At 56.3% G+C, this 23041-nt stretch carries 24 protein-coding genes, 1 tRNA gene and 4 pseudogenes; 12 read left to right on the forward strand and 17 right to left on the reverse strand.

Annotated features, from left to right (window positions below):
* The first annotated feature begins 169 nt into the window (after positions 1 to 169).
* Entirely contained in the window at positions 170 to 433 is a 264-nt protein-coding gene (locus KZH41_RS16400; protein WP_242149713.1) for a hypothetical protein, read from the forward strand.
* 82 nt (positions 434 to 515) lie between these two features.
* On the opposite strand, the gene KZH41_RS16405 is transcribed toward KZH41_RS16400, so the two are convergent.
* Both KZH41_RS16405 and KZH41_RS16410 read right to left on the reverse strand, forming a co-directional pair.
* Positions 516 to 803: a helix-turn-helix domain-containing protein gene (locus tag KZH41_RS16405; protein ID WP_242149716.1), complete on the reverse strand. Its 288-nt coding sequence runs from the start codon at positions 801 to 803 to the stop codon at positions 516 to 518.
* Between the two features lie 410 nt (positions 804 to 1213).
* Positions 1214 to 2155: an aromatic alcohol reductase gene (locus tag KZH41_RS16410; RefSeq protein WP_263273089.1), complete on the reverse strand. Its 942-nt coding sequence runs from the start codon at positions 2153 to 2155 to the stop codon at positions 1214 to 1216.
* A gap of 96 nt (positions 2156 to 2251) precedes the next feature.
* Between KZH41_RS16410 and KZH41_RS16415 the strand changes: the two genes are divergently transcribed.
* Complete coding sequence (locus KZH41_RS16415) at positions 2252 to 2710, forward strand: winged helix-turn-helix transcriptional regulator (protein WP_263273090.1); 459 nt, start codon at positions 2252 to 2254, stop codon at positions 2708 to 2710.
* Between the two features lie 366 nt (positions 2711 to 3076).
* Complete coding sequence (locus tag KZH41_RS16420) at positions 3077 to 3568, forward strand: AAA family ATPase (RefSeq protein ID WP_242149724.1); 492 nt, start codon at positions 3077 to 3079, stop codon at positions 3566 to 3568.
* Here KZH41_RS16420 and KZH41_RS16425 read toward each other — a convergent pair.
* Both KZH41_RS16425 and KZH41_RS16430 read right to left on the reverse strand, forming a co-directional pair.
* Positions 3550 to 3687 (reverse strand): annotated as a pseudogene (locus KZH41_RS16425) (transposase domain-containing protein); the annotation flags it as partial. The gene KZH41_RS16420 and the pseudogene KZH41_RS16425 overlap by 19 nt on opposite strands.
* A gap of 23 nt (positions 3688 to 3710) precedes the next feature.
* Positions 3711 to 4094, reverse strand: coding sequence for a winged helix-turn-helix transcriptional regulator (locus KZH41_RS16430; protein ID WP_242149727.1), 384 nt, complete (start codon positions 4092 to 4094; stop codon positions 3711 to 3713).
* A 103-nt stretch (positions 4095 to 4197) separates the two neighbouring features.
* Here KZH41_RS16430 and KZH41_RS16435 point away from each other — a divergent pair, with 103 nt between their 5' ends.
* From KZH41_RS16435 to KZH41_RS30485, 3 genes and pseudogenes are all read left to right on the forward strand, one after another.
* Positions 4198 to 5040 (forward strand): enoyl-CoA hydratase/isomerase family protein, encoded by an 843-nt coding sequence (locus KZH41_RS16435; protein ID WP_242149730.1) that lies wholly within the window; start codon positions 4198 to 4200, stop codon positions 5038 to 5040.
* A 763-nt stretch (positions 5041 to 5803) separates the two neighbouring features.
* A pseudogene (locus KZH41_RS30480) lies at positions 5804 to 6481 on the forward strand (PAS domain-containing protein); the annotation flags it as partial.
* A 99-nt stretch (positions 6482 to 6580) separates the two neighbouring features.
* Positions 6581 to 7015: pseudogene (locus KZH41_RS30485) on the forward strand (methyl-accepting chemotaxis protein); the annotation flags it as partial.
* A gap of 331 nt (positions 7016 to 7346) precedes the next feature.
* Here KZH41_RS30485 and KZH41_RS16445 read toward each other — a convergent pair.
* The 4 genes from KZH41_RS16445 to KZH41_RS16460 form a co-directional block, all read right to left on the reverse strand.
* The gene (locus KZH41_RS16445; RefSeq protein ID WP_263275113.1) at positions 7347 to 7664 is read right to left on the reverse strand and encodes a hypothetical protein; all 318 of its coding nucleotides are present in this window, start codon (positions 7662 to 7664) and stop codon (positions 7347 to 7349) included.
* A 442-nt stretch (positions 7665 to 8106) separates the two neighbouring features.
* The gene (locus KZH41_RS16450) at positions 8107 to 8643 is read right to left on the reverse strand and encodes a hypothetical protein (RefSeq protein WP_263273094.1); all 537 of its coding nucleotides are present in this window, start codon (positions 8641 to 8643) and stop codon (positions 8107 to 8109) included.
* Positions 8644 to 9007: 364 nt separating this feature from the next.
* Complete coding sequence (locus KZH41_RS16455; RefSeq protein WP_242149735.1) at positions 9008 to 9307, reverse strand: hypothetical protein; 300 nt, start codon at positions 9305 to 9307, stop codon at positions 9008 to 9010.
* Positions 9308 to 9473: 166 nt separating this feature from the next.
* Complete coding sequence (locus tag KZH41_RS16460; protein WP_242149738.1) at positions 9474 to 10364, reverse strand: LysR substrate-binding domain-containing protein; 891 nt, start codon at positions 10362 to 10364, stop codon at positions 9474 to 9476.
* Positions 10365 to 10479: 115 nt separating this feature from the next.
* Here KZH41_RS16460 and KZH41_RS16465 point away from each other — a divergent pair, with 115 nt between their 5' ends.
* Both KZH41_RS16465 and KZH41_RS16470 read left to right on the forward strand, forming a co-directional pair.
* Positions 10480 to 10920 (forward strand): PACE efflux transporter, encoded by a 441-nt coding sequence (locus tag KZH41_RS16465; protein ID WP_242149742.1) that lies wholly within the window; start codon positions 10480 to 10482, stop codon positions 10918 to 10920.
* Positions 10921 to 10969: 49 nt separating this feature from the next.
* Positions 10970 to 11500, forward strand: coding sequence for a hypothetical protein (locus tag KZH41_RS16470; protein WP_242149746.1), 531 nt, complete (start codon positions 10970 to 10972; stop codon positions 11498 to 11500).
* 203 nt (positions 11501 to 11703) lie between these two features.
* Here KZH41_RS16470 and KZH41_RS16475 read toward each other — a convergent pair.
* Together KZH41_RS16475 and KZH41_RS16480 are read right to left on the reverse strand one after the other, a co-directional pair.
* A tRNA-Cys gene (locus tag KZH41_RS16475) sits at positions 11704 to 11777 on the reverse strand.
* Between the two features lie 257 nt (positions 11778 to 12034).
* A complete protein-coding gene (locus tag KZH41_RS16480) occupies positions 12035 to 14314 on the reverse strand; it encodes an acylase (protein ID WP_263273096.1) in 2280 nt (759 codons plus the stop codon).
* 238 nt (positions 14315 to 14552) lie between these two features.
* Between KZH41_RS16480 and KZH41_RS16485 the strand changes: the two genes are divergently transcribed.
* Positions 14553 to 14930 (forward strand): fe2+ zn2+ uptake regulation protein, encoded by a 378-nt coding sequence (locus tag KZH41_RS16485; protein WP_094950080.1) that lies wholly within the window; start codon positions 14553 to 14555, stop codon positions 14928 to 14930.
* 7 nt (positions 14931 to 14937) lie between these two features.
* Here KZH41_RS16485 and KZH41_RS16490 read toward each other — a convergent pair whose 3' ends face one another.
* Entirely contained in the window at positions 14938 to 15132 is a 195-nt protein-coding gene (locus KZH41_RS16490) for a hypothetical protein (RefSeq protein ID WP_053255884.1), read from the reverse strand.
* Positions 15133 to 15304: 172 nt separating this feature from the next.
* On the opposite strand from KZH41_RS16490, the gene KZH41_RS16495 reads away from it, so the two are divergent.
* Positions 15305 to 15442: a hypothetical protein gene (locus KZH41_RS16495; RefSeq protein WP_176462913.1), complete on the forward strand. Its 138-nt coding sequence runs from the start codon at positions 15305 to 15307 to the stop codon at positions 15440 to 15442.
* A gap of 48 nt (positions 15443 to 15490) precedes the next feature.
* Here KZH41_RS16495 and KZH41_RS16500 read toward each other — a convergent pair whose 3' ends face one another.
* The 5 genes from KZH41_RS16500 to KZH41_RS16520 are packed head-to-tail and all read right to left on the reverse strand — an operon-like array spanning position 15491 to position 19908.
* Positions 15491 to 16252, reverse strand: a complete 762-nt coding sequence (locus KZH41_RS16500; protein ID WP_094950081.1) for an ABC transporter permease — start codon at positions 16250 to 16252, stop codon at positions 15491 to 15493.
* On the reverse strand, positions 16249 to 17448 hold the full coding sequence (locus KZH41_RS16505) for an ABC transporter substrate-binding protein (RefSeq protein WP_263273099.1): 1200 nt from the start codon (positions 17446 to 17448) through the stop codon (positions 16249 to 16251). Before KZH41_RS16505 ends, KZH41_RS16500 begins: the two co-directional genes overlap by 4 nt.
* Positions 17435 to 18238: an ABC transporter ATP-binding protein gene (locus KZH41_RS16510; RefSeq protein WP_263273100.1), complete on the reverse strand. Its 804-nt coding sequence runs from the start codon at positions 18236 to 18238 to the stop codon at positions 17435 to 17437. The genes KZH41_RS16505 and KZH41_RS16510 overlap by 14 nt, the downstream gene beginning before the upstream one ends.
* Complete coding sequence (locus tag KZH41_RS16515) at positions 18235 to 19296, reverse strand: acyl-CoA dehydrogenase family protein (RefSeq protein ID WP_242149989.1); 1062 nt, start codon at positions 19294 to 19296, stop codon at positions 18235 to 18237. Before KZH41_RS16515 ends, KZH41_RS16510 begins: the two co-directional genes overlap by 4 nt.
* A gap of 51 nt (positions 19297 to 19347) precedes the next feature.
* Positions 19348 to 19908: a carboxymuconolactone decarboxylase family protein gene (locus tag KZH41_RS16520; protein ID WP_263273101.1), complete on the reverse strand. Its 561-nt coding sequence runs from the start codon at positions 19906 to 19908 to the stop codon at positions 19348 to 19350.
* Between the two features lie 102 nt (positions 19909 to 20010).
* Here KZH41_RS16520 and KZH41_RS16525 point away from each other — a divergent pair.
* Positions 20011 to 20916: pseudogene (locus tag KZH41_RS16525) on the forward strand (AraC family transcriptional regulator).
* Here KZH41_RS16525 and KZH41_RS16530 read toward each other — a convergent pair.
* Positions 20913 to 21824, reverse strand: a complete 912-nt coding sequence (locus KZH41_RS16530; RefSeq protein ID WP_263273102.1) for a LysR family transcriptional regulator — start codon at positions 21822 to 21824, stop codon at positions 20913 to 20915. The pseudogene KZH41_RS16525 and the gene KZH41_RS16530 sit on opposite strands and share 4 nt — an antisense overlap.
* Before the next feature lie 118 nt (positions 21825 to 21942).
* Here KZH41_RS16530 and KZH41_RS16535 point away from each other — a divergent pair, with 118 nt between their 5' ends.
* Positions 21943 to 22938 carry an aldo/keto reductase gene (locus KZH41_RS16535; RefSeq protein ID WP_263273103.1) on the forward strand — a complete coding sequence of 332 codons (996 nt, stop codon included), beginning with the start codon at positions 21943 to 21945 and terminating at the stop codon, positions 22936 to 22938.
* Positions 22939 to 23041 lie beyond the last annotated feature (103 nt).

Here is a 23041-nt window from a genome sequence, read left to right on the forward strand (position 1 = left end):
GGCATGGCGCAGATCGTGGAGGGTTTTCGAGCGTCAGGACAGCCAGCACGGACCCCCACGCGGGCATGGGCGGCGCAATAAGTCTCAACAAGTGCAAGCGTGGGCCGATACCCTGTAAAGAAGCGCCCCGAGTCGGGGAAATTGAGAAATGTGGCAGTGGATTTAGGTTATGAAAGATATTTACTTACTGGTAGAGCATGGAAGAGATCAAGGTGAGGTCTACATTTTAGGTTGGTTTGAGGACAAAAAAAGCGCTACGGATGTTGCTGAAGCGAAGGAGTGGCAGGCTTATCGAGACGCCTTGAATGCCGAGCACTCTTGGTCTCTTCATAAACCCGTCCCGCCTGACCAGACCAAGTATCGACGCTTCTGGGTTCAGGAGGTTTCCAAATTTGATCCAGCGCCCACTCAACGTACCTCGGCCATTCACTAAGGCCTCGCCGTACGGAGGCGGCAGGCGAGGTGCACTTTAAGAGCGTTGAGTGCCTCGCTCAGCACTGCGCGCCTCAGGGGGTTCAGTGAATAAGTTCTTTGGCTTTTTCCAAGCACTCAGTTGCGCTGTCCAGTGCCTCAGCCGCCTTCAGGGAGTCCGTACTGCCATTCTGTGTGCGCTGCCCGGTGATGACAAAGAGCACGTCAACGCCGGCTTTTGCAACAGCAGCCAAGTAATCCGCGCGGGGGAACCTTATATCGTTCTCGTAACGCCCCTGAGCATTCACTTCGACACCCCCCCACTTCCCGATCTCAGCTTGGGAGATTCCAAGCCGAAGCCTCTCACTCTTCAGCCTTGCACCTATGCTCATGTTTTTACTCAGGTTAACTAGGTGAAGGTAAGAGTGAGGCCGCAGATTATTAGTTCCAGACGGCACAGCCAAACTGAGAACGTTGGCAACCCTGCTCTCGACTCAACGCTTTCACATACGCCTGCCAAGCCTGCAGTGCGGTTACTGCGTTATTGCCGTCGACGCTGAGTAAGCGTTCGGTGAAGTCACCTTGATTCAGGCTGTGAGTTCTAAAATCTCGACAGCGCGTCGTTTTAGAGCGCCTCAAACTTCGGCAGAGCGTACGAGTACGATAAATAAACGGCGTGGCATCGGACTATGAATCCCGCGCTCCACTTTTCAGTCTTAGTCATCAACGCCCACTATCAGGCCAATGAGCTTCTCAGCAGGTGATTCCCTGGCGCAGGATCATTCAGCTACGCGCTTGTGCGTTAAAGTGCCTGCAGGTTTTTCCGAGCCCATTGCTCGGCGGTGGTGACCTGAATCGACTGTTGCTCGTTGAAAGTGGCAGCTTTAGGCCACGCCACTCCTCTACCTTGTGCGAACACAGCGCGGTACTTTTTGATGTGATGAGTGGGGTCTTTCTCCAATTCCTGGATTAGGTACGGAACAGTCCATACGTTACGTTTGAATGGGCGTCCCAGAACCTGTTCAAGGATATTCGCAACCTGCCCATACGTCACAGTGTCGCCAGAAAGGTAGACAATTTGATTGCGCAAGCGAGGCTCAAAGAAAACGATTTCCGCTGTCAGCGTACCGATGTCGTCTGGTGTCGTGAGCGTCACGCTGTTCTCAAGACTGCCCAGGGCGTTCACTGTGTCGTTTTCGAAGCCCACTACCTCAAATACAGGCTCAAAAAGAAAGCTGGTGAACATACCCGTCGAGATGATTACCCATTCAGTTTTGTCTTGGGCACGAAGCAACTCGCGCACATCGAGTTGAGCATCGAATAGATCCTGGGGACTGCCCCGACCGATCACCTCAAAATCGACGCCAAACTGCCATGGGAAGTAGCGCTTCACGCCGGACTTGAGCGCGGCTGTAGCCAACTTCATCGGGGTTTCTCGACCCGCGACCATGCCTGCACAGCCTATTACGGTATCAAACCGTGCGAACACTTCAGCCAGCTGATCAATTGAGTCATTCACCAGGTCTGCGGCGACCATTTGGATGCCTAGACTGCGAAGCTCATCGATTTCTACCTTTTTCTCCGGCACCTGAGTGTTGATGGTCGAATCCCTGAGCAGGACGCTGATTTTGGAGCCGGGCGTACGCTTTGCCACCCGCGCAAGATTGCGTAAAACCGGAAGACCCAGTTCACCTGCGCCTAGAACAAGAATTGATTGGGGGGGAAGCTGGGTCACTTTGCTCATGATTTCTCCTGAGACCTATTGCCTGTAAGATGAGCGAATGCTTGCACGATTCGGCAGCGCTCGTAAGAAGGCACACGTGTGATACCAGGGGGAGAAATGACCGATCATGAAACTCTTAAGCAGGCAGAAACTATCTGCCAAACGCTAAGAGAAGATGATGATGGCGTCAGGCGCGAAGTCCTCGCTCACGCAGGTAGCCGCTGGTCATTGGGCATTCTGCATGCGTTAGGTGTCTACGGTAAGATGCGCCATGCCGAGATTAAAAGGCAGATGGCGGGTGTAACTCAGCGAATGTTGACGAAGACACTACGCGCCATGGAGCGCGATGGTCTACTGATTCGGCGGGAGTTCGGTGAAATTCCGCCCCGGGTCGAGTATGAGCTGACGCCGCTGGGCCTGGGACTGTTGATCCGTATGTCCCCTATCTGGACTTGGGTAGTCGAGAACGCCGAGGAATTCCGCAAAGCGCGTCGAATGTTCGACAGTCAAGATGGCAAAAAGCCGTCGTGGCAAATTCCCGTGTCGATTCCAGTAGATCCAGAAGCGCCTGAGTAATCTTCAGCGTTACAAGCAACGTCTCACGACTAGATCGCTAAGCGTCCGTCCAACTTACAGCGCGTAAGTCAGGCCTGCATCCATTGATGTGGGAGAAGTTGATCAATATCACTGGCGCGCTGCGTTGGCAGCGACTGGATCAGACTCATGATCGCCGCTGCCCGTTTGCCACTGCGAAGCGATCCGGTAAACAACTCCATCTCGGAGCCATGACGCCCCCCTGGCTAACACACCTTCGATGCTGTTGTGTAAGACGTAAATTTTCACGGCACAGGGCCGACCTTTCCGAACTCCTGCCTAAAAACAGTTTCCGGCCACCCCTGCGTTCAAATGCTACATTCACGCTTTTCCTGGCCGGCCGTCTTCATGCACATCAATCCTGATCACTTCTTACAGACGGAGAATGGCCGCATTATTAATGCTGAGCTAAATAGACTGGCTTGGCAGAGGGCTCACCTTGCCCTATCAGAGGCTCTGCTAGTGACTCCCAAGCCTTCTCGTCTGTATGTGTTGATAGGCGCACAGGGTGCAGGAAAAAGCACTTGGGCCAAATCGACGCGTTTAGTTGAGCCTGGCGCTGTAATCTTTGATGCCATCCTGGTTCAGCGCTGTGAGCGTGAATCGCTCATACAGGCTGCCAAGAAGCATGGGGTAGATGCAGTAGCTACTTGGTTCACTACTTCGCTGGAAGACTGTTTGGCACGTAATCAATTGCGCCCTGATGATGAGATGGTTCCTGAGAATGCCATTAGAAACGTTTTTAAAGCACTTCAGCCTCCACGCTTGAGCGAGGGTTTCACCGAAATTTTAGTTGTTGATGCACAGGCTAGCGCGAACGCTCATGCTTCTAAAGACTGAATCGACTTCCAGTTATGCGGCCACAGCTCGGCGATCTCGCTCGCCCGTTGCGTCAGCAGCCGCGCCAGTACCTCCTTCAAATACGCATACGGATCATGGCCAGTGAGCCGCGCAGGCCCAACCAAGCCACGTAGTGGGTAACTTAACAGTTCATAATTCGCTCTTTTTTTTCAGCTGCGTCATAGCTACGTCGGCAGTCTTGAATGGCGTCCATATTCTCGACTGTCCAGTCGAACAGAACCGAGAATGCCCCCTGCAACGAGCTACCCAGTGGTGTCAGGGCATACTCGACACCAAGCACTCGTCCATCCAGAACTCTACGCGTCAACATTCCGTTGCGCTCCAGTTTGCGTAGCGTCTGGGTCAGCACGCGTTGGGTGATGCCATCGAGACGACGCTTGATGGCATTGAAGCGACAGGGCTCGCACAATACAGCCAGAACCATCATCGACCATTTATCTGCTATCTGATCGAGTATCACGCGGCTTGGACAATCGGCGCGGTAGATCGGGTCAGTATCTTCCATTGGTATCCTCCAGTACACCTAGGATGCTTCAGGTGCGTAATTGACTCCAAGTATCCAATAAATACTATCAGATCATTAGCGCACCTAACCAAGGAGTACTCAGATGACAGATACAGACGTCGGCAAACTTCACATTTCCAACGCTAATGGCGTTACGACGATCACAATTAATAATCCGCCAGTGAACGTACTCGACGTATCTTTGATGGGCGAGATACAGCGCTTTCTCCTTCGCGCTCGTGATGACACAAACAGCCGCGTGCTGGTATTCCAGAGTGCGGACCCAGAGTTTTTCATAGCGCATGTCGATATGACATTAATCGACGAGCCGCACGCGTTTGACGATTTTGTTCATGAGTCTCCAGAGGCTCTCAACCCGTTCCAGGCATTCGGCGAGCTGCTGCGAGATCAGCCACAGGTAACAATTATCAAGCTCGCCGGATTGGCGCGCGGGGGAGGCGCAGAGTTCATCTCGGCAGCCGACATGGTATTTGCCGCAGAAGACCGAGCAGGACTTGCCCAATGCGAAGCGTTGATGGGCATCACCCCAGGGGGTGGAGCGACTCAATACCTTCCTAGTCGGATGACGCGCGGCCGAGCTCTTGAAGTGATACTTGGCGCCGATCTCATCGACGCAATAACGGCAGAACGTTATGGATGGATCAACAGAGCGATACCTGCGGACCAACTTGACGATTTCGTTGATCGGCTGGCGCGCAACATCGCCGCACTGCCCGAAGGGGTAATCGCCGCCGCAAAAAAAGCAGTGCCCAGAACAGACCTGCGGGAAGGCTTTCGCCGCGAGCACGATGCCTGGGCGGGACTCTTCGAACGTCCGGCGGCTGAAAAGCTCATCCGGGGAGGACTTAAGGCTGGCGCGCAGACTAAAGAAGGGGAGCGAAATCTGGAGAGCCTTCTCCGAGGGCTGAATTGCCACCACCGGTAACGGAGGGCGGCGCCTTACTGGAGATAATCCATGGGCCACAACTGCGCACACCTTCGGCAGCTGCCGGGCAAAGGTCCCTGCAAACCGATTTCGACTTTGACGATCACAGCGCCCGAGAGAAACGCTGACCAGCACTTGTGCCAGAGCAGTACTTGCGTGCATTCGATCAACGTTGAGCCAGCTTGGTGGAATAGACGTCCGGCCGAGAAATCCGATCAAGCGCTTCAGCCGCTGACGTGGCCCGCAGGTCTTAATAAGTCAGTTTGATAAAACATATCAAACACGGAACGGATGGCACACGCTTCTACAGAGTTGAAAACGCGTGTAAGAGCATCATAGGTACCCATGCGGAGCATGGCACATTCAACGCATCCGCGATGCGCTCTTTATTGCAGCACTTAATACAAAACGGAACAACGCTTTTGAGTGTTTATTGAAAGCTGAACACCCAACTGAATAGATAAACCTCACTCAGTACAAAGACAGCCTTGGTTGGACACACAGAATAATGGGTTTCAAAAATCTTTAACACGTGTACAAGAGGTCAACTACAATTGAAAAGTAGCTAAAACCATCGAACCACCCAAGCGCTTAGCTAGCTAACTTAATTTTAGCTGCGATGGCTCCGCCTTAGGGCCCACACAACCTTACCTCGGGCATCTATATGTTCAACAGAACCTTAAAAAAAGAGCTAATGGAATTAAAGGGTGAAGTCAAAAGGCAGCAAGCATTACAAGACGGTGTAAGTGCTGAAATGGTCACCATGACTGTCGATAGCAACCTGACGATTACCTGCATCAATAAAAATTTCGCGAAACTAGTAGGTTACGAACAAACTAAATTAATTGGCGCCTCACTAGGCACCCTATCACCCTCGTATGTCAAAGACCTTTCTTGTTATAAAAATTTTATGCGTGCGATGTCTGAAGGACGATCAGTCAGCGATGACTACAGATACATCACAGCCGACGGTCGAATGGTTTGGATACACGCAGCTTGGTGCCCAATCAAAGATGAAAGTGGTCGTACAACCCATATGGCTTGTTATGGAATAGATGCCACAGACTCTATAGACAAGTCACGTGAAAATAGCGAATTCATCCAAGCGCTGCTGAGATCTACCGCAGTGATAGAATTCGACACGTCGGGAAAGATTATCACCGCGAACGATAATTTCTTAAATGCAGTGGGTTATTCACTTGTACAATTAGTGGGGAAGCATCATAGCTTATTTTGTGAGCCCGCCTATACTTCTTCCTCAGAATACCAGCAGTTTTGGAAAACGCTGAATGACGGAAATTTCGTAGCAAACCGATTCAAAAGAATAGATAGTTCTGGCCGGGAAATTTGGCTTGAAGCTACCTACAACCCTGTTTATGACACCCGAGGAAAACTTTACAAGATTGTAAAGTTCGCCACCGTGGTCACCGATCAAGTTCAGCGCGAACAAGAGATTAGTTCTGCTGCTAGCACGGCCTACGACATTTCACAGCAAACTGATATTTCTGCAAATCGGGGAGCAGAAGTTGTTCAGGAAACGGTCGGCACGATGAACAAAATTGTCGACCAAATATCGTCTGCTTCGGAAGGCATTGAAGCCTTGGGTAAGCAGTCTTATCTGATCAGCTCGATGGTACAAACTATCGGTGGAATCGCTGCTCAAACTAATCTATTAGCATTGAACGCGGCAATCGAGGCGGCGCGCGCAGGCGAACAAGGTAGAGGGTTTGCGGTTGTCGCAGACGAAGTACGGCAACTTGCAGGAAGAACGAGTAATGCGACTGAGGAGATCGTTGCAGTCGTGCAAAAAAATCAGCTTCTAGTCGATGAAGCCGTAGCAAACATGGGTAGCAGTCGTTCCCAGGCGGAGCAAGGGCTGATGCTGGCTCAACAAGCAGGAAGCGTGATACTGGAAATTCAATCTGGCGCCCGAGAAGTTTTAGGTGCGGTTGAACGGTTTGCAAAACAACTGTGAACCCGTTGTATCAATGCATCAAACTTGCGGCTTTACCCGACAAGAGGACGCGCTGGCCCTGTGAAATATGGCGGTTTCTGGCTGACCGCTTCTGCGCCAACACGGCGTCAGGATAGGCATAGCCTGCGTTCTCGTGGTGGATGATCGCCGTGACGAAACCAACCATTATAGCCGGCGGTGACAAATCCACGTCAGCACCACACCGGATGTCGGAAAGGCGAATGGCTAAGGGGCGAATAGTGCGCCGAGCTGAGTGCGCCGAATTAACGGCTTGAGCTGATCCAGATGCGCGAATTGGCCCAGCATTTGATTGCTGGGCCAGAAGGGTGAGTTAAAGCAATACAGTGGAAAGCATGCCCAAAGCGCCCAAGACGAACCCAATGAGTGCGCCTCGCCCTGGTGCTTCATGAAACAGAGACCAGACCACAACGGGCTCCAGAAGCAACAAAGAGGTAACCGAGACCACGGTGACGATCCAGATATCACCGACGGCAACGTATCCAAGCCAATAAGCACCCAGCAGACAAAGCCCTGCAAAACACATAAGTGCAACAGGAAGTACGAACCCTTCCCACGAGCCACTCCCTGTGTGGGCAAGCTTGGCGGTTACTACCTCACTGTAAATCGCACAAAACTCACCGACCACCATTAACCCTAGAGCAGAAACTCCGAGTAGTTCTTTGGACATATCAAAAACTCCTTCGTATTCAACGCACTATTTTTCAGCTCCCAGTTAGCGACACCGCCGCTCAGGAGCTTGTTGCAGTGATACGAAGTAGCCTTGAAAAGGCCTGAATTACCGAAGTGCTTTTCCATGCTCATGTCCTTCAAAGGGTGTGAGTCTTAGCGCCCGAAACGGTGCTTGTTCTGATCATACGTTCCGTGAACCAGTCTGAACAACCTACGTCACGACAGCCTATCGATAACGGCCCGAGCGCCTGGCCCTCCCCGGCATCAGTCATATCGCAGTGTGATCTGAAACATAGGCCGAAAGGTTCCCCGGGCAGCCGGTATGCCGGATTAAGTCAGGGCAGACACACCCCGATGCGGACGAAATCGCGGCCCACAATCAACCTGGCCACGAGCCCAGCTTAAAAACCGGGACTCGAGAACTGGATATAAGTGCTAAAGCTTGCAAGAACCACCCAGAAAATCACAAAAAGCCATGGGGTTCTCATAGAAAACTGAAGGGATTTTATATACCCCTTTTGACTGGATTCCGCTTCGCAGAACAGGGGCGAATCATCATAGTTAAGCCCCATTGCAGGCTCGCTGCGCAACAGATTGCTTTGCTTGAAATGCCAGTGATCAATTATTGCGTAAGCAGTTCGAATCCCTGGCCATGCATTCAGCGAACTCACAACCCCGAGTAACGCCAATAGCAATGGCACAACCAACGTAAAGATGTTGCCCCATTGCGGGTTGAGGTTGGCCATTGAGGATGCAAACGCAATCACCAAAAACGATTGCGCCGTCAGATTCGCATTTGTTCGATTCGATAGCAGAGTGGTTTCGTACTGAATTTCTCGGCGATAGAAATCGAGACGGTCTTTCGCAGTGCCGAATACAAATGCCTCAGCGGGAAGAGGCTCATGCGTACTGGTCTCATCGGTAATGATCTTAGACACAGTCGCTCACCAAATATGGATTAATTAATTTAGAAGCCCGTGGACGTGAGTAGTTCATTACATCCAAAAACGCCCCCGCTTTTATTACGTCAGCACTCACAAAGTGCCACTTTATCGATCCTTGATTGGTGAATTTATACGGGTTATCGAGGGCAATGGGCCGAGCTTTAGGAGGCCGACATGCAGGACCCTACAAGCCCGGTGCTTCAGCACCCTCACCTAACAGAGGATGGATCATGACTACGTCACAGCACTCGGCACAACCGGTAAACCTGGCGCAAAAGGTATTCGTCGTTGCCTGAGTGATTCAAGTGGAGTTGCTTATGGAGGGCAGATCTAAGACTCCTCCTTCGGCCAGAAGCGGTCATTCAGGTTGGGCGTCATCCGGATTGATTTTGTCTTCGACGTCAAATCTACTCAACAATGCGGCTCCATCCGAAACACCAAGAATCTGATCAATTGCGGCTATTTTTTGGGTCGCACAGTCGAGTTGAAAGTCAGCATTGCTGTATGTAGCCTCCGCCTCATTATGGAGTGCATAGGCCATATGGGCCGCAACACGGACGCTCATTGGAGCATCTACATCACTTCCCAGATAATCTGCAAGCAACGTCCTGATCTCTATCAGTGCAAGCGCGAGTAGCCTGGTTTGAGCAGTCTGCATAAAGGTATCCCGGGTATTACAACGAATTTGCGAACGGATTTCGCGAGATTACATAAACTTTCAGACTGTCAAAAGCGAAAGACCGTTAAGGGTCGATTCCGGTCTGTTTCGACTGACTGGTTTGGGTCGATTGCTGCCTGTCGTAAGGGGCAGCAAACGAATATTGTCATCCATCCTGTAGAGCAGCACCTGCCAGCCACATCAGGAACGCGCTCACATGTACTTGCCGCTCCCGCCCTGGCACGCACACCGCAATGTAACGCGGACCAAGCAGGCTGACTTCTGGCCTATAGGCCACTAATTCTCCATGCCTGAGGCTGTCGGCTACCAGTACATTGCTTGCCAGCACCAGCCCATGACCCGCGATTGCAGCACTCAAAGCAAAATGCTCATCGTCGAACTCACGCATCTGCGCCGTTTCAAGCCAGGCCTGGCATTCTGCGGCCGCGCACCAGCTCTCCCAGTTTATTGAAAATGCTCCCGGAATTTTCCAGTGTAGGTTGATCAGTTCGATCTGATTTACGTTCAGCGAGGCCACCAGACCGGGGGCGCCGTAAACCGAGAACTGCTCGTTCATTAGCTCCTGACAGAACAACTTCGGGTCATCGCGGCTGACCGAGCGAATAGCAAGATCGACACTGGAATCACGCAGCAGATCGACTAGTTCGTTACGTGTATCGACCCGCACATTGAATTGCGGAAAGCTCCGATAGAAACTACCCAGCCGTGGAATCAGCCAGGCTGCGGCCAAGCCCGGCGTAGTGGAAATGGTCAGGGTTTGGGGAACAGTGTCCGGATAGAAGGCCTCCAGGCTGCTGCGAATGTCTAATAATGCGCGATGAGTCTGGCGATATAGCAACTCACCCTCTTCGGTCAATGCCACACCTTGTCCAGATCGTTTAAACAGCGGCGCTCCGAGGCGGGTTTCCAACGTCTTGACCTGGTGGGAAATGGCCGCGGGGGTGACAGAGAGTTCCTCTGCTGCCGCTTTAAAGCTACCCAGTCGCGCAGCCGCCTCGAAGGTGCGCAACGCGTTAAGCGGAAGAGTCGAAAACACACATGGTTCCCTAGGTGAATTGAATTAATATGTATTCAATTTATCTCATTTTTCCTGGTGTGTACGGAGCGATACCGTCGCGGGTATTCGATCTACTCAACCTTCGGAAAACACCATGCAAGGACCTTCGCGAAAAATTCTTCAAGCCATCCTCTATGAATCAATCGCTGTTGCGGTGCTGTCGCCCAGCATCTCGTTGATATACGACGAAGGTCTGGCCCATGCGGGTGCGCTGTCGTTGATGTTGTCTGTATGCGCGCTGCTGTGGAACGTGCTGTTTAACTACGTTTTTGAATTCTGGGAAGCGCATCAGCCGCAGCGTACTCGCACGTTGGGTAGGCGCTTGCTCCACTCACTGGGTTTTGAGGGTGGGCTAGTTCTACTGTTGGTGCCACTGGTGGCATGGTGGCTGGAGATTTCTTGGTGGGCTGCACTGATCACCGACCTAGGGCTGTTCGTTTTCTTCTTCTTTTACGCGCTGGCGTTTCAATGGGTCTTCGATAGGATATTTGATGTACCAAACTCCGCGAAGGCGGAGGTTTCGGTTAACCCATAATCCGCCCGGAATCCGATTAGCCTACCTACAGCAGCACTAGGATTTGTACATGAAAAACACCACCAAAGCGATTGAGAACTACATCTTTGGCAAGGACGGAAATCGGCCCGACTTGTTGCGCCATGCTTTCAGTCTAGACGCAACTCTTAACGTGTTAGTGAAGACGAGCAGCATCCGATTTCCTCCCAACGTCCAGGGGCGCGAAGATATTGCTGAAGTACTGGTACGCGGCTTTAGCCTGCAATATGAGAACATTTATACATTCTGCTTCGGTGACCCTCCAAAGCCCGGAGCAAATGTTCATAAGTGCAAATGGCTGGTTGGCATGTCAACAAAAGCGACTGGAGAGTTACGCGTAGGTTGCGGGGAATATCATTGGGTCTTTTCACCGCAAAGCGGCCTGGCCATTCAACTGTCCATTGTTATCGAACACATGTTGGAGTGTCCTTCCCAGCATATGCGCAAAATAATGGATTGGCTTCAAGGTCGCAGCTATCCATGGTGTGAATCTACCGACATGCTTGATTCGGCACCGCCGCTCACTTGCCTCCAGCCGGTTCTTGCCTACGTTGCTGCATAACCCCTATCGATTTAAACGTACGCGTTTGGCAGTTAGTGGATGCTCAGGCTCCTCGGTCTCGAGCACAATCCCACGTCCAATCGAGGAGAGGCATACCGATAATGGCGTCTTGAATTTCCCGAAAAAGCGGGGTTGCGGACGCGATGACCAAATCGCAGGCAATAAAAAACCCCGTAGACGTTAATCTACGGGGTTTCTAAGAGTGGAGGCCGAGGTCGGAATCGAACCGGCGTAGGCGGATTTGCAATCCGCTGCATAACCATTTTGCTACTCGGCCTCAAACGATCAATGCCCTTACCACTGACATTCACCGCATAAAAACTTGAGTGGGCTATAGAACCCTGCCTCTACTCTAACTTATTGAATGCATTGAATGCATTGAATGCATTGAATGCATTGAATGCATTGAATGCATTGAAGTTTTTAATGCTTCGTTGCGTTCGATGGTCGCCATTATGTACTCATTTGCTTTTGGCTGCAACCCCTTGATTTCAAAAATATTTCGTATTGGCATCAAGGGGTTGCGCCCCTGCCCTACTCCTTGATGAGCTGTTGCTGATACTGCGGGTCGGCCTGGATCTGGGCTTCGGTGAAGGGCAGCGGGCGCAGTTTTTTCTCGGAGAAGGCTTGGGTCTGGTCCTTTGAATATTTCGATTGGGGGTTGCTGGATTCGGAGAACGCCAGTACGCCCAGGGCTTGGGGGCCTTTGTCGTCAAAGGTGACGATTTGCAGGTAGCTGCTGCCGCTGACCACTTCGCGCTTGCCGTCTTCGCGGGGCACGGTTTGCATGGCGTTGTAGATGCCAAGTTCTTGAGGGCCGCCGTGGATGGGGATTTGGCCGCAGACTTGGATGTCGCCCCAGCGGGTCAGGCCAAGCTTGCTGACGTCTGCGGTGGAGGCCAGCATGGCTTCGCGCAGGGCTTTGGCGACGGGTTCGCGGTCGATGGCCAGGCCGCGTGGCGTGGTCAGCGGGTGCGCCGGGTCGAAGGCGACGCGCCAGGCGTCGGGGAGTTGCTGCAGGTGTTCGAACAGGTTGATGAAGTGCACCAGCCCCAGGCCGCTGTCGAGGTTGGCGCGTTGGTCCCAGCTTTTCAGGCTGCTGCACAGCGGCTGCAAGGTCGCCGCGTCGGTGCCGAGGTGTTTGGCGCAAAACTCAAGCAGGTCGGGCATGACTTGGCTGGCGAGGTAGACCTCGTTGTCCATCACCATGTTTTGTAGGTCGACCACGCCGATCGGTTGTTTCTCCAGGGATTGCAGGCGTTGCACGGCGAATCGCGCGCGCGGGCCGAGGCCGATGTGGTCTTGGCTGATTACTGGGGAGAAACCGGTGAGCGGCGCCTTGGGGTTGGCCAGCCACGCGGAGTCGTTGGAGTGTTGTACGTAGTCGGTGCGTTGCAGTTGCGGCAGTTGGTCAGCGGCGAAGATGCCGGGCTGCGCCGCACGTGGGTCAATGTCCCAGGCGCAGGCGCTGTGGGCGCCGTCGAGCATGATCATCTGCAGGCCGGCCCGTGGGTCGCTGCATTGCGCGAGTTTGGCGGCGCTGACGTTGGGCACCACCGACAGGTTCATGTACAGGCTCTGGCCCTGGTCATCGGCGGCCACGGTATTGACCCATGGGATGCCTTGCAGGGTATGCACTGAGGTTTGCAGTTCCTTGAGGCTGGTGGCGCGGTTCATGGCGTACCACTGCTGCAGCACGCGGTCGTTGCCCAGGTTGGCGTCGCGCAGGCTGAAGGCATAGTGGTTGTCCCAATCCAGTTTGCCGGGCCATTGCACCACCGGGCCGAATTGCGAGCTGTAGACGGTATGCGGCTGGGCCTTAAGGCTACCGTCGGCTTGCTTGACCTGCACGGTTACCGAGGTTTTCTCCAGGGCAATGGATTTGCCGTCGAGCAGGTAGCGTGTGGAATCCTTGGGATCAAGGGTGAGGCGGTACAAGGTGAAATGCTTGGAGGTGTCGACGGTGTGGGTCCAGGCCACGTGCTGGTTGAAGCCGATGTTGATCACCGGCAGGCCCGGCAGCGCGGCGCCCATCACGTCCAACTGGCCGGGAATGGTCAGGTGCATCTCATAAAAACGCATGCCGCCCAACCAGGGGAAATGCGGGTTGGCGAGCAACATGCCACGGCCATTGAACGATCGATCACGCCCTACGGCGACGGCATTGCTGCCGCGGTCCAGGCTAAAGCGTTGCTGGTTGGCAGCGGCCAGTTCAAAGGCTTTCAAGTTGGGTTGCACGCTGGCGGACGCCTGAGGCGGTGCGGCGCCGACCAAGGCTTCGGCGAATTGGCCGACACCGCCTTCCACCAGCAGCCTGCGGGTGAGTTTGACCAAGTCTTGCACCACCAGCGGCCGCACCCACGCCGAGTGACATTGCGCCGGTGCGCCCTGCTCTTTCAAGTATCGGTTGTAGCCCGCCACATAGCCTTCAATCCGCTGCTGGATCTGCGGCGTCTGCGCGTTCCAGAAGGCAGCAACCGCTTCGGGGGTGTTCAGCCAGGTAAAAAATACATCGCTGGCGAGGTTGTTGCGCTCTTCCAGCGTCGCCTGTTCAGGGCCGAAGAACTTGGCGCGTTCGCCGTTGACCGTGACCACTTCATTGGCCAGCAGGCACAGGTTGTCTTGGGCATATGCATAGCCGATGCCGTAGCCCAGGCCGCGTTCGTCGTTGGCGCGAATGTGCGGCACGCCGAAGGTGGTGCGGCGAATCTCTGCCGACGTTTGTGTGACGTGCTCGCGCGCCGATGCGGCAAGGCTCAACCCGAGCAACACCCCGGCCATGCACACCCTGGACAACCCATTGGAAATAATCACGCAAGCTCCACAGTCAAATTGAACGCCCTCACCAGGGGTAACTACCCCACCGTAAGGACGCAAAATACCGGCTGTGATTTAGTCGCGCAGGGTATCTATTTATGTCATCTGCGCTGTGACAAAGCTGATACCGACAAAATTTCTACATCGCGCACTTCATGATTTTGCTCGCTCGTTCGTCTTATTAGATAAGAGCGCCATCATTTTCCTGATCAGGCTCTGATAAGGAGTTTTTTGCATGTACAACTCGCAACTGCCCACGGACGGACAAACACCTGCCGCCGACGCCACTTTCGGCAGCGGCGCGCAAGCATTTGGCAAAGCGCCGGAGCACGGCAACCAGCGTATTCGCCATTTGCTCAAATACTTCGGTTTGCGCACCAGCCTGATTCGGCTGAAGGTCATCGATGCCCTGCTCACCGCCGCCGACAACCAGCGCACCCTGGGAGTGCGCGGCGTGCACAGCCATTTGCTGGAGCTGGGCATTCCGTTGTCGTTTCTCAGCGTGCGTGAGGTGCTCAAGCGCCTGTGCAGCGAGGGCGTAATCACCCTCAATGCGGACAAAAGCTACCGCCTCCATGACGAGGCTGCCAAGGTACTCGAAGGTCGCGCCTGACTCCCCCTCAGAAGTTAGGCTTGACCTTGCGGCGCATGATGCCGTTGATCACCACCACGGTCACCGCCACGGCAATGGCGATGTACTGGAACGTTTTCTCGCTGATAACCCCGGTGTTCTGCAGGTAGGACAGGCCAAACATCGTCCCCAGTACTACAAGGGAAATCAGAATCGAATATTTCAAACGTTGCTTTTGGGTCATGACGGGTTCCTGAACCGGATAAATGTATTCACTTTGTATCGTCGAGCATGCCAAGCACATACCCAGTGACGGGGATGGATGGGGGTCGACAGGGTCGTATGTTACAGGCGATGAAAAGCTTTGGCTCGTTCAGCGCCAGATTGACCCTGTCAGTACTCTAGAGGATGTTGAAATGCTTCGTCGAATCACACTGCTGATTCCATTGCTGATCATGCTGAGCATGAGCGGCTGCTTCTTTTTCCCACGCGGCGGTGGTGGTGGCTGGCACGACCACCGCTATGACGACGGCCGAGGCTACGAGCACCGCTGATCGCCCATGCGTCTCGCTTTGCAGGGCGCAAAGCGAGACGTTTGACCTTCAACTCGCGTGCACCCAGCGTTGGTGCAGCCAACGCGCAAACGCATCCAGGGCAAACCCCAGCAGTCCGATCAGCAGCACCATCGCCATCAACTCCGAATAGGCCAGCCGGTCACGGGTATCAAGGATGTAATAGCCCAAGCCCGCACTGACCCCAAGCATCTCGCACGGCACCAGCACAATCCACACGATACCAATGGCCAGGCGCACGCCGGTCAGCACGTGCCCGACTACGCCGGGAATGATCACGCGCCGCAAGGTTTCCCAGCGCGTGGCACTCAGGCTCTTGCTCAACTGCAACCAGCGCGGGTCCAACTGGCGCACGCCGGCGGCGGTGTTGAGCATGATCGGCCACACCGCGGCAAAGGCCAGCAGGAAGTAGATCGGCTGGTCGCCCACGCCCATCAACATCACCACGATGGGCATCCAGGACAACGGCGAGATCATCCGCAAAAACTGAAAGGCTGGCGTGGTGGCTGCTTCCAGGTTGCGCGAACTGCCCACCAGCAGGCCCAGTGGCACGCCCACCAACAGGGCGAGAAACAGACCAACGAAGATGCGCTTGAGGCTCACGGCGATATGCAGGTACAGCTCGCCGCGCCCGAACAATTCCCACAGGCTGCTGACGGTCGCCGCCAGCGAAAAGCGCGCCGACAAGCCATCGGCGACGCCAAACACTTTGACGCCGAACCACCACAAGAACAGCAAGCCTGCCAAACCACTCAGGCCCAGCAACCAGCCCGGGAGTGTGCCTTTACTCAAGCGCCAATCTCCTCTTGCCGCTCGTAGCCATCCGGCAAGCCGAAGGTTTTCATGCCGCCCACCGACTCGATGGCATTACGCACAAAACGGTCGTCCACCAAGTCTTTGGCGACGAACGCCGGGTCAAGGTCGGCGAGAAATTTCTTGTCGCCCTCGATCAAGGTGTCCTTCAAGCGGCGCACCAGTTCCTCGGTGTAGCTGGGGAATGGGTACGGCTGGAAGTCGATGCGGTGCTCGTCCCAATGGGCGTGCTGGATGGCGCCGTCAGCCAGGTAAGCGGCACGGTCGCTGGCCGCCGGCGCGAGAACTTTGCTCAACACCGGTTCGGCATGCGGCGTGTAGCGGTTCGGGCCGTCCTTGGACAAAAGCTTCACCGCTTCTTCGCGGTTATCACGGGTCCACACCTGCGCCTTGACGATGGCATTCACCACTTTCTGCGACCATTGCGGGCGGTTGGTCAGGTCGTGCTCGTGCATGAACACCACGCAGCACGCATGGTTACGCCATACGTCACCGGTGAAGCGCTGTACGCGGCCGACTTTGAGGTTTTCCGCCAGGGCGTTGAATGGCTCGGCGACGATATAGCCGTCGATACGTTTGCTGGCCAGGGCCGGCGGCATGTCGGAGGGCGGCAACACAATCAGGTTGACCTCGTTGGCGGCAATCCCAGAACCGGCTGCGCGCGCCACGGACGTGAGGCCGTTATCGCGAAACAGTTGCTGCACCACCACGTTGTGGATCGAGTACCAAAACGGAATTGCCACCGACTTGCCGCCCAGTTGCTTCACATCGGTAATGCCTGGCGATACGGTCAAGCCCGAACCGCCGACGTGGTTCCAGGCCACCACTTTAGCCGGCACTTTGCTGCCATAGCGCGCCCACACCGTCATCGGCGACAACAGGTGAATCACGTTGACCTGCCCGGAGATAAACGCCTCGATCACCTGGGCCCAGCTGCGCAACAGCACCGGGCGCTCGGCCTTGATGCCTTCGGCTTCGAACAGGCCGTTGTTGTGCGCAACCAGCAGCGGCGTGGCGTCGGTGATCGGCAAGTAGCCGATGCGTACCGGCGCGTCCGGCTCGCTGGCCGCGCGCGCTTGCAAGCTGCTCAACAGCGGCAAGGCACCGGCAGCGCTGAGCACCGCCGAGAGTTTGAGAAAGTCACGGCGCGAGTGGGTCAGGTCATCCAGACACATAGTTGGGCTCCAGTTGTTCAAGAGGGTTGGGTTGAGGGCGGCTCGCCTGCCGTAAGGTTTTCAGAATCTCGATACGCAGCGCGCCGATGGCCTCAACTTGCTCTTCGCGCGGTTGCGCCAGGTTGATATGCCATTCACCCAAGGTCCGCGCCGGGCGGTTGCCCAGTAGCAGGATGCGGTCGGACAGCAGCAGCGCTTCATCAATATCGTGGGTGATCAATACGGCCGCCGAGCCTTGCTCGCGGTTGACCTTGAGCAGCAAGTGCTGCATATCGGCGCGGGTGACTTCATCCAGCGCGCCGAACGGCTCATCCAGCAGCAACACCTGCGGTTGGCGCGCCAGGCAGCGCGCCAACGCCGTGCGCTGGGCCATGCCGCCGGACAGCTGCGCCGGGAACTGCGCACGAGCATGTTCCAACCCAACCGCCGCGATGGCGTGGTCCACGCGGCGGCGACGCTCCTCAGTGCTCAAGTGCGGCTGGCGAGCGAAATCCAAACCAAAGGCGACGTTCTTTTCCAGGTTCAGCCACGGCAACAGGCTAGGGTCTTGAAAAGCCACGGCCACGCGCGGATGCGGGCCATCCAGCGGCTCGCCCAGCACCCGCACGCTACCGCCCTGGGGCGCCTGCAAGCCGGCCAGCACCCGCAGCAAGCTGGACTTGCCGACGCCGCTAGGACCCAGGATCGACACCACCTCACCCGGCTGCAAGTGCAAGTCAAACCCTTGCAACACCGGCCCACTGGCATACCCCAGGCAAACCGCCTGGGCACTCAATACCGCCTGGTTCATAGATTGGCCTGGCGATGCAGCTCGGTACGCAGTTGCACCAGGCTGGGCGTGACGATGGGCACAAAGGCCGACTCGCGCCAGCGCCGGGCGAAACCACTGCCGTGGGCAGTCAGGTACGCCTTGCCGCCGCTGGCCTGCAGTTCAAGCTGTACAGCACTGGCGGCGGTTTCCGCGAGGGCAATGCGCAGCTTGAACAACGGCACCGGTTCTGCTGCAAATCGCCCGGCCAGCAGGCCTTTTTTCAATTCGTTGACCAAGTGGTCCAGCGTCACGCGTAGCGCCTCCAACTCATCGCGCAATACGGTGCGGCTCGAGCCCAAGTGGTTGGCTACTTCCGCCAGGGAGCGACGGGCCAGGCCGATGGACATACCGCACTGCAACCCAAGAAACGCCGGGCGTACTGCCGGTAGAAACTTGCGCGCATCCTCATGCAACAACCAGTCACGACTCAGCTCAACCCCTTCCAGACCCAGGGCTGCTGTATTGCTTGATTGCAGCCCCAACAGCTCCAGGTCGCGCGAGCGTTGCAAACCCGCAACCGAATCGGGGATCGCCAGGATAAACGGCGCGCCACCACCGGCATGTTCGATAGCAGCGGCGGCAACAAAGCCGTTCTTGCGCAGGTTGGTTACCCAATGCAGGCGACCGTTGAGGGTCCAGCCGTCATCAGTCGGTTCGGCGCTGATTTGCAGCGTCTCGATGCCGGACAAAAACTTCATCGCATTCGACAGCCCCGTGGCCCCGGCCAGTTTGCCGCTGAGCAAGTCCGGCAACAGTTGCTCACGCAGCCGCTCATTCGGGCTCTGCAACAAATACTCGATAAAAGACCGCTGGCCCCAGCACACAAACGCCGCCGCCAGGGAATGGCTGGCGACATTGGCGATGGCGTCCACCGCGCCGGTCACATCGCCGCCCAGGCCACCAAGGGCCTTGGGCACGCCGATACGTAATACGTTGGCTTCTGCCAGCCTTGGCAGCACTTCCTGTGGATCGCAACTGCCCACATCCAGGGCCTGCGCTTGAACGTCGAGCCAACGGCTCAAGATTGGGTCAAGCATTCATGTTTCTCCTTTTTACTGCGTGGGGACCAACACCTGCGCGTGTGCGCCTCAGCTCGCCGGTTTTTCCCAACGGTATTGCGCCAGCTCCGGGTTCAGCGGGGTACGGGCAAACACGTTAGCGAAGTTGCACAGGGTTGCCAGGCTTACGCCCAAAATAACTTCCAGGGCCTGGCCGTCGGTGTAACCGGCGCCGCGAAATGCCTCGAAACCTGCGTCGCTGACATCACCACGCGTGGCGATCACTTCACGGGTGAAGGCGGCGAGTGTCTCATAGCGCGCATCTGGCAACTCACCCAACTGGCGCAAGGCTTCGATCACTGCCTCCGGCAGCTTGGCCTTGTTGCGCGCCACAGCGGTGTGGCCGGCCACGCAGAAGTCGCAACCGTGCGTGGTGGCGGCAATCAGTTGCACCACTTCACGGTCGGCCAGGCTCAGTTCGGCCTTAGCGTTAAGGCCCGACACGGTGATGTAGGTTTCCAGCGCAGCCGGTGCGTTGGCGAGTACGGCGAGCAGGTTAGGGATAAAACCCGAGGTTTTCAGAGCGTTTTCCAGGAACGGTTTCGCGGCTTGCGGCGCGGTTTCAGGGGTGAGCAACGGTACACGGGACATGGAGTGGTCTCCTGATGGGTTCGTGTACCCAGTCTGTTGGTTATAAAAAATCGCCTCAATAGTCTAAAGTAGCGATTACTTGCTCTAGAGTCTTTCCGTTAGATGAATTCGTCGAGTGCCCTTGTCGATTGGTTATTAGACAGCCTCGAACTCAACACCAGCCTGTTCCATGTGGGCCGCTATTGTGGCAGCTGGCATGCGAGCACCCATGGCCTGGCCAGCGCGAGTTTCCACCTGATCGTACAAGGCCAGTGCTGGTTGCATATTGACGGTGAACCTGACCCGAAACACTTGAACAATGGCGACGCGGTGTTTCTGTTGCGTGACCTGGTTTACCAGCTGTCTGGCGCCGCAACGGCGGCGGCCGCACGGGAATGCCCGCGCCGGCCGATGCTCGCGCTGGACAGCGCCGCCAATGACGGCGCGGGCCTGGTATGTGGGTTCTTCCACTTTCATTCCGGCCTGTCGGCCATGATTGTCGACACCCTGCCCGCCTGGATCATCCTGCGCGCCGGCGACCCTTCGTTGACCGCCGCGCGCAACCTGTTCGCACTGATCCTGCAAGAGTGCGAGCGTAGCCCGGCGCCCTCGTCCGCCTTGCTCGAACGTCTTTGCCACTTGTTGTTTCTGTATGTGCTGCGCCAGCAAGTGCTCGATAACGCCGAGCTTGGCGGCCTGGCTGCACTGGCCCGGCAACCGACGTTCGCCAACCTGCTGGAGCAATTGATTGCGCGCCCGGCAGAGCCTTAGACCCTGGAAAGCATGGCGGCTTGCACCGGGCTGTCGCGCTCGGCGTTTTTCAAACGGTTTAACGAGTTGTGTGGGCAATCGCCGGGGCAAGTGCTGTTGATGATGCGCATGCGGCATGCATGCCAGCTGTTCAAGCAAGACCAGACCGTGGCCGATGTATCGCTGGCGGTGGGTTACCAATCGGTGGCGGCGTTTACGCGTGCGTTTCACAAGGTAACCGGGCAGCAGCCCGGCGCCTATCGCAAGGCTCAAGGCTAGCGTTGCAAGCCAATACCCGGCTGCGCGCACAGTTCCACCAGCCAATCGACAAATACCCGCACCCGCGGTGATAACTGGCGATGCGGCGGGTACAGCGCAGTCAAGGCCATCCTCGGCGGCACAACCTCAGCCAGCACTTCCACCAGCGTGCCCTGCGCCAGCTGACGTGTTGCGTGATAATACGGCGCCTGGATCAACCCGTAGCCAGCCTCGCACGCTGCGAAATAACCATCGGAACTGTTCACCGCAACCACCTTGGGCAGGTTGATCTCCCGCAGTTCGGTGCCCACCTGAAACTCCAGGCCGAAGCGTTTGCCGCTGGCGCTGGACACGTACTCGACCATTTGATGGCCGGCCAGGTCGTCCATTGTAGCGGGCACACCGAAACGCTTGAGGTAGTCGGGGCTGGCCAGCGTCAACTGGTCCATCATCGCCAAAGGCCGAGCCACCAGCGATTCGTCCAGGGCCAGGCCACCGCGCAGCACGCAGTCCACGCCCTCGCGAATCAGGTCAACTGTGCGGTCATTAAGGCCGATTTCCAACGCGATGTGCGGGTAGCGCGCCGTAAACGTCGGTAACGCTGGAATCACGATCAGCCGACCGATGCCCGAGGGCATGTCGATGCTTAAGGTGCCGCGCGGGTTCTGGCGGCTGACGGAGAACACCGCCTCGGTTTCTTCCAGGTCTGTCAGCAATTGCACACAACGCTGGTAGTACGCGGCGCCATCCAGGGTCGGACTGACTTGGCGTGTGGTGCGCTGCAACAGTTGCACGCCCAGATGAGCCTCCAGCTGTTTGATCAGGATGGTCACCGACGCCCGGGGCAGTTGCAGGCTGTCGGCCGCCTTGGCAAACCCGCCCAACTCAACAATCCGGGTGAACACGCGCATCGCGTTGAATCGGTCCAAGGGACGACGCCTCCCGCCATTATTTAGAATTTACGAACAGTGATAGCGCTTTTAGCCGGTTTATCTCGGTTTTGTCGAGGATAACAATAGAGGCCTTCGCAACCCAGGAGCTGAACCTATGCACACCCGTCAACTCGGCAAGAACGGCCCTCAAGTCTCCGCCATCGGCCTCGGCTGCATGGGCATGACCGACTTCTACACCACCGGCAGCGATACCCAGGAAGCCGTCGCCACCCTGCACCGCGTGCTGGAGTTGGGCGTCACCCTGCTGGACACCGCCGACATGTACGGCCCGCACACCAATGAAACGCTGATCGGCAAAGCCATCGCTGGCAAACGCGACCAGGTGTTCCTGGCGAGCAAATTCGGCTTTGTGCGTGACCCGGCGAACCCGACAGTGCGCCGCGTGAATGGCCGCCCTGAATACATCCGCGAGGCGATTGAGGGCACCTTGAAACGCCTGGGCGTGGAAACGCTGGACCTGTACTACCAGCACCGCATCGACCCTCAAGTGGCCATCGAAGAGACCGTCGGCGCTATGGCCGAACTGGTCAAGCAAGGCAAGGTGCGTTACCTGGGCCTGAGCGAAGCCTCGGCCGCCAGCCTGGAGCGCGCGCACAAGGTGCATCCGATCAGCGCCCTGCAAAGCGAATACTCGCTGTGGAGCCGCGACCAGGAAGACAACGGTTGCCTGGCAGCCTGCCAACGTCTGGGCATCGCCTTTGTGCCTTACAGCCCGTTGGGGCGCGGTTTTCTCACGGGCGCCCTGAAAAACCCGGATGACTTCGCCGCCGACGACTACCGCCGCTCCAGCCCACGGTTTCAGGGGGAGAACTTTGCAAAAAACTTGCGGCTGGTGGACCGGGTCAAGACGCTGGCCGCTGAAAAAGGCATCACAGCCGGGCAACTGGCGTTGGCGTGGGTGCTCGCGCAGGGCGATTACCTGATCCCAATCCCCGGGACCAAGCAGCGCAAGTACCTCGAAGAGAACGTGGCGGCAGTGGATGTCACGCTGAGTGCTGCTGAGCTGTCAGCACTGGCATCGATCTTCGAGGCGGGCGCTACGGCCGGTTCACGCTACCCCGAGGCCGGGATGGGCCTGGTGAACCAATAGCGCCAATGTGGGAAAGGACGCCGTCAACCGTTCAACTTTGTACAATAGCACCTCAAGCTCTTCCTTACCAAGCCGATAGCCCGACGAAGCTCTAACAAAGCCG

Source organism: Pseudomonas sp. YeP6b (genome assembly GCF_025642995.1).
Taxonomy (GTDB): domain Bacteria; phylum Pseudomonadota; class Gammaproteobacteria; order Pseudomonadales; family Pseudomonadaceae; genus Aquipseudomonas.

Coding starts and splice junctions, on each gene's coding strand:
- KZH41_RS16400 (WP_242149713.1), top strand. CDS start 170: ATGAAAGATATTTACTTACTGGTAGAGCATGGAAGAGATCAAGGTGAG.
- KZH41_RS16405 (WP_242149716.1), bottom strand. CDS start 803: ATGAGCATAGGTGCAAGGCTGAAGAGTGAGAGGCTTCGGCTTGGAATC.
- KZH41_RS16410 (WP_263273089.1), bottom strand. CDS start 2,155: ATGAGCAAAGTGACCCAGCTTCCCCCCCAATCAATTCTTGTTCTAGGC.
- KZH41_RS16415 (WP_263273090.1), top strand. CDS start 2,252: ATGACCGATCATGAAACTCTTAAGCAGGCAGAAACTATCTGCCAAACG.
- KZH41_RS16420 (WP_242149724.1), top strand. CDS start 3,077: ATGCACATCAATCCTGATCACTTCTTACAGACGGAGAATGGCCGCATT.
- KZH41_RS16430 (WP_242149727.1), bottom strand. CDS start 4,094: ATGGAAGATACTGACCCGATCTACCGCGCCGATTGTCCAAGCCGCGTG.
- KZH41_RS16435 (WP_242149730.1), top strand. CDS start 4,198: ATGACAGATACAGACGTCGGCAAACTTCACATTTCCAACGCTAATGGC.
- KZH41_RS16445 (WP_263275113.1), bottom strand. CDS start 7,664: ATGGTGGTCGGTGAGTTTTGTGCGATTTACAGTGAGGTAGTAACCGCC.
- KZH41_RS16455 (WP_242149735.1), bottom strand. CDS start 9,307: ATGCAGACTGCTCAAACCAGGCTACTCGCGCTTGCACTGATAGAGATC.
- KZH41_RS16465 (WP_242149742.1), top strand. CDS start 10,480: ATGCAAGGACCTTCGCGAAAAATTCTTCAAGCCATCCTCTATGAATCA.
- KZH41_RS16470 (WP_242149746.1), top strand. CDS start 10,970: ATGAAAAACACCACCAAAGCGATTGAGAACTACATCTTTGGCAAGGAC.
- KZH41_RS16485 (WP_094950080.1), top strand. CDS start 14,553: ATGTACAACTCGCAACTGCCCACGGACGGACAAACACCTGCCGCCGAC.
- KZH41_RS16490 (WP_053255884.1), bottom strand. CDS start 15,132: ATGACCCAAAAGCAACGTTTGAAATATTCGATTCTGATTTCCCTTGTA.
- KZH41_RS16495 (WP_176462913.1), top strand. CDS start 15,305: ATGCTTCGTCGAATCACACTGCTGATTCCATTGCTGATCATGCTGAGC.
- KZH41_RS16505 (WP_263273099.1), bottom strand. CDS start 17,448: ATGTGTCTGGATGACCTGACCCACTCGCGCCGTGACTTTCTCAAACTC.
- KZH41_RS16510 (WP_263273100.1), bottom strand. CDS start 18,238: ATGAACCAGGCGGTATTGAGTGCCCAGGCGGTTTGCCTGGGGTATGCC.
- KZH41_RS16515 (WP_242149989.1), bottom strand. CDS start 19,296: ATGCTTGACCCAATCTTGAGCCGTTGGCTCGACGTTCAAGCGCAGGCC.
- KZH41_RS16520 (WP_263273101.1), bottom strand. CDS start 19,908: ATGTCCCGTGTACCGTTGCTCACCCCTGAAACCGCGCCGCAAGCCGCG.
- KZH41_RS16535 (WP_263273103.1), top strand. CDS start 21,943: ATGCACACCCGTCAACTCGGCAAGAACGGCCCTCAAGTCTCCGCCATC.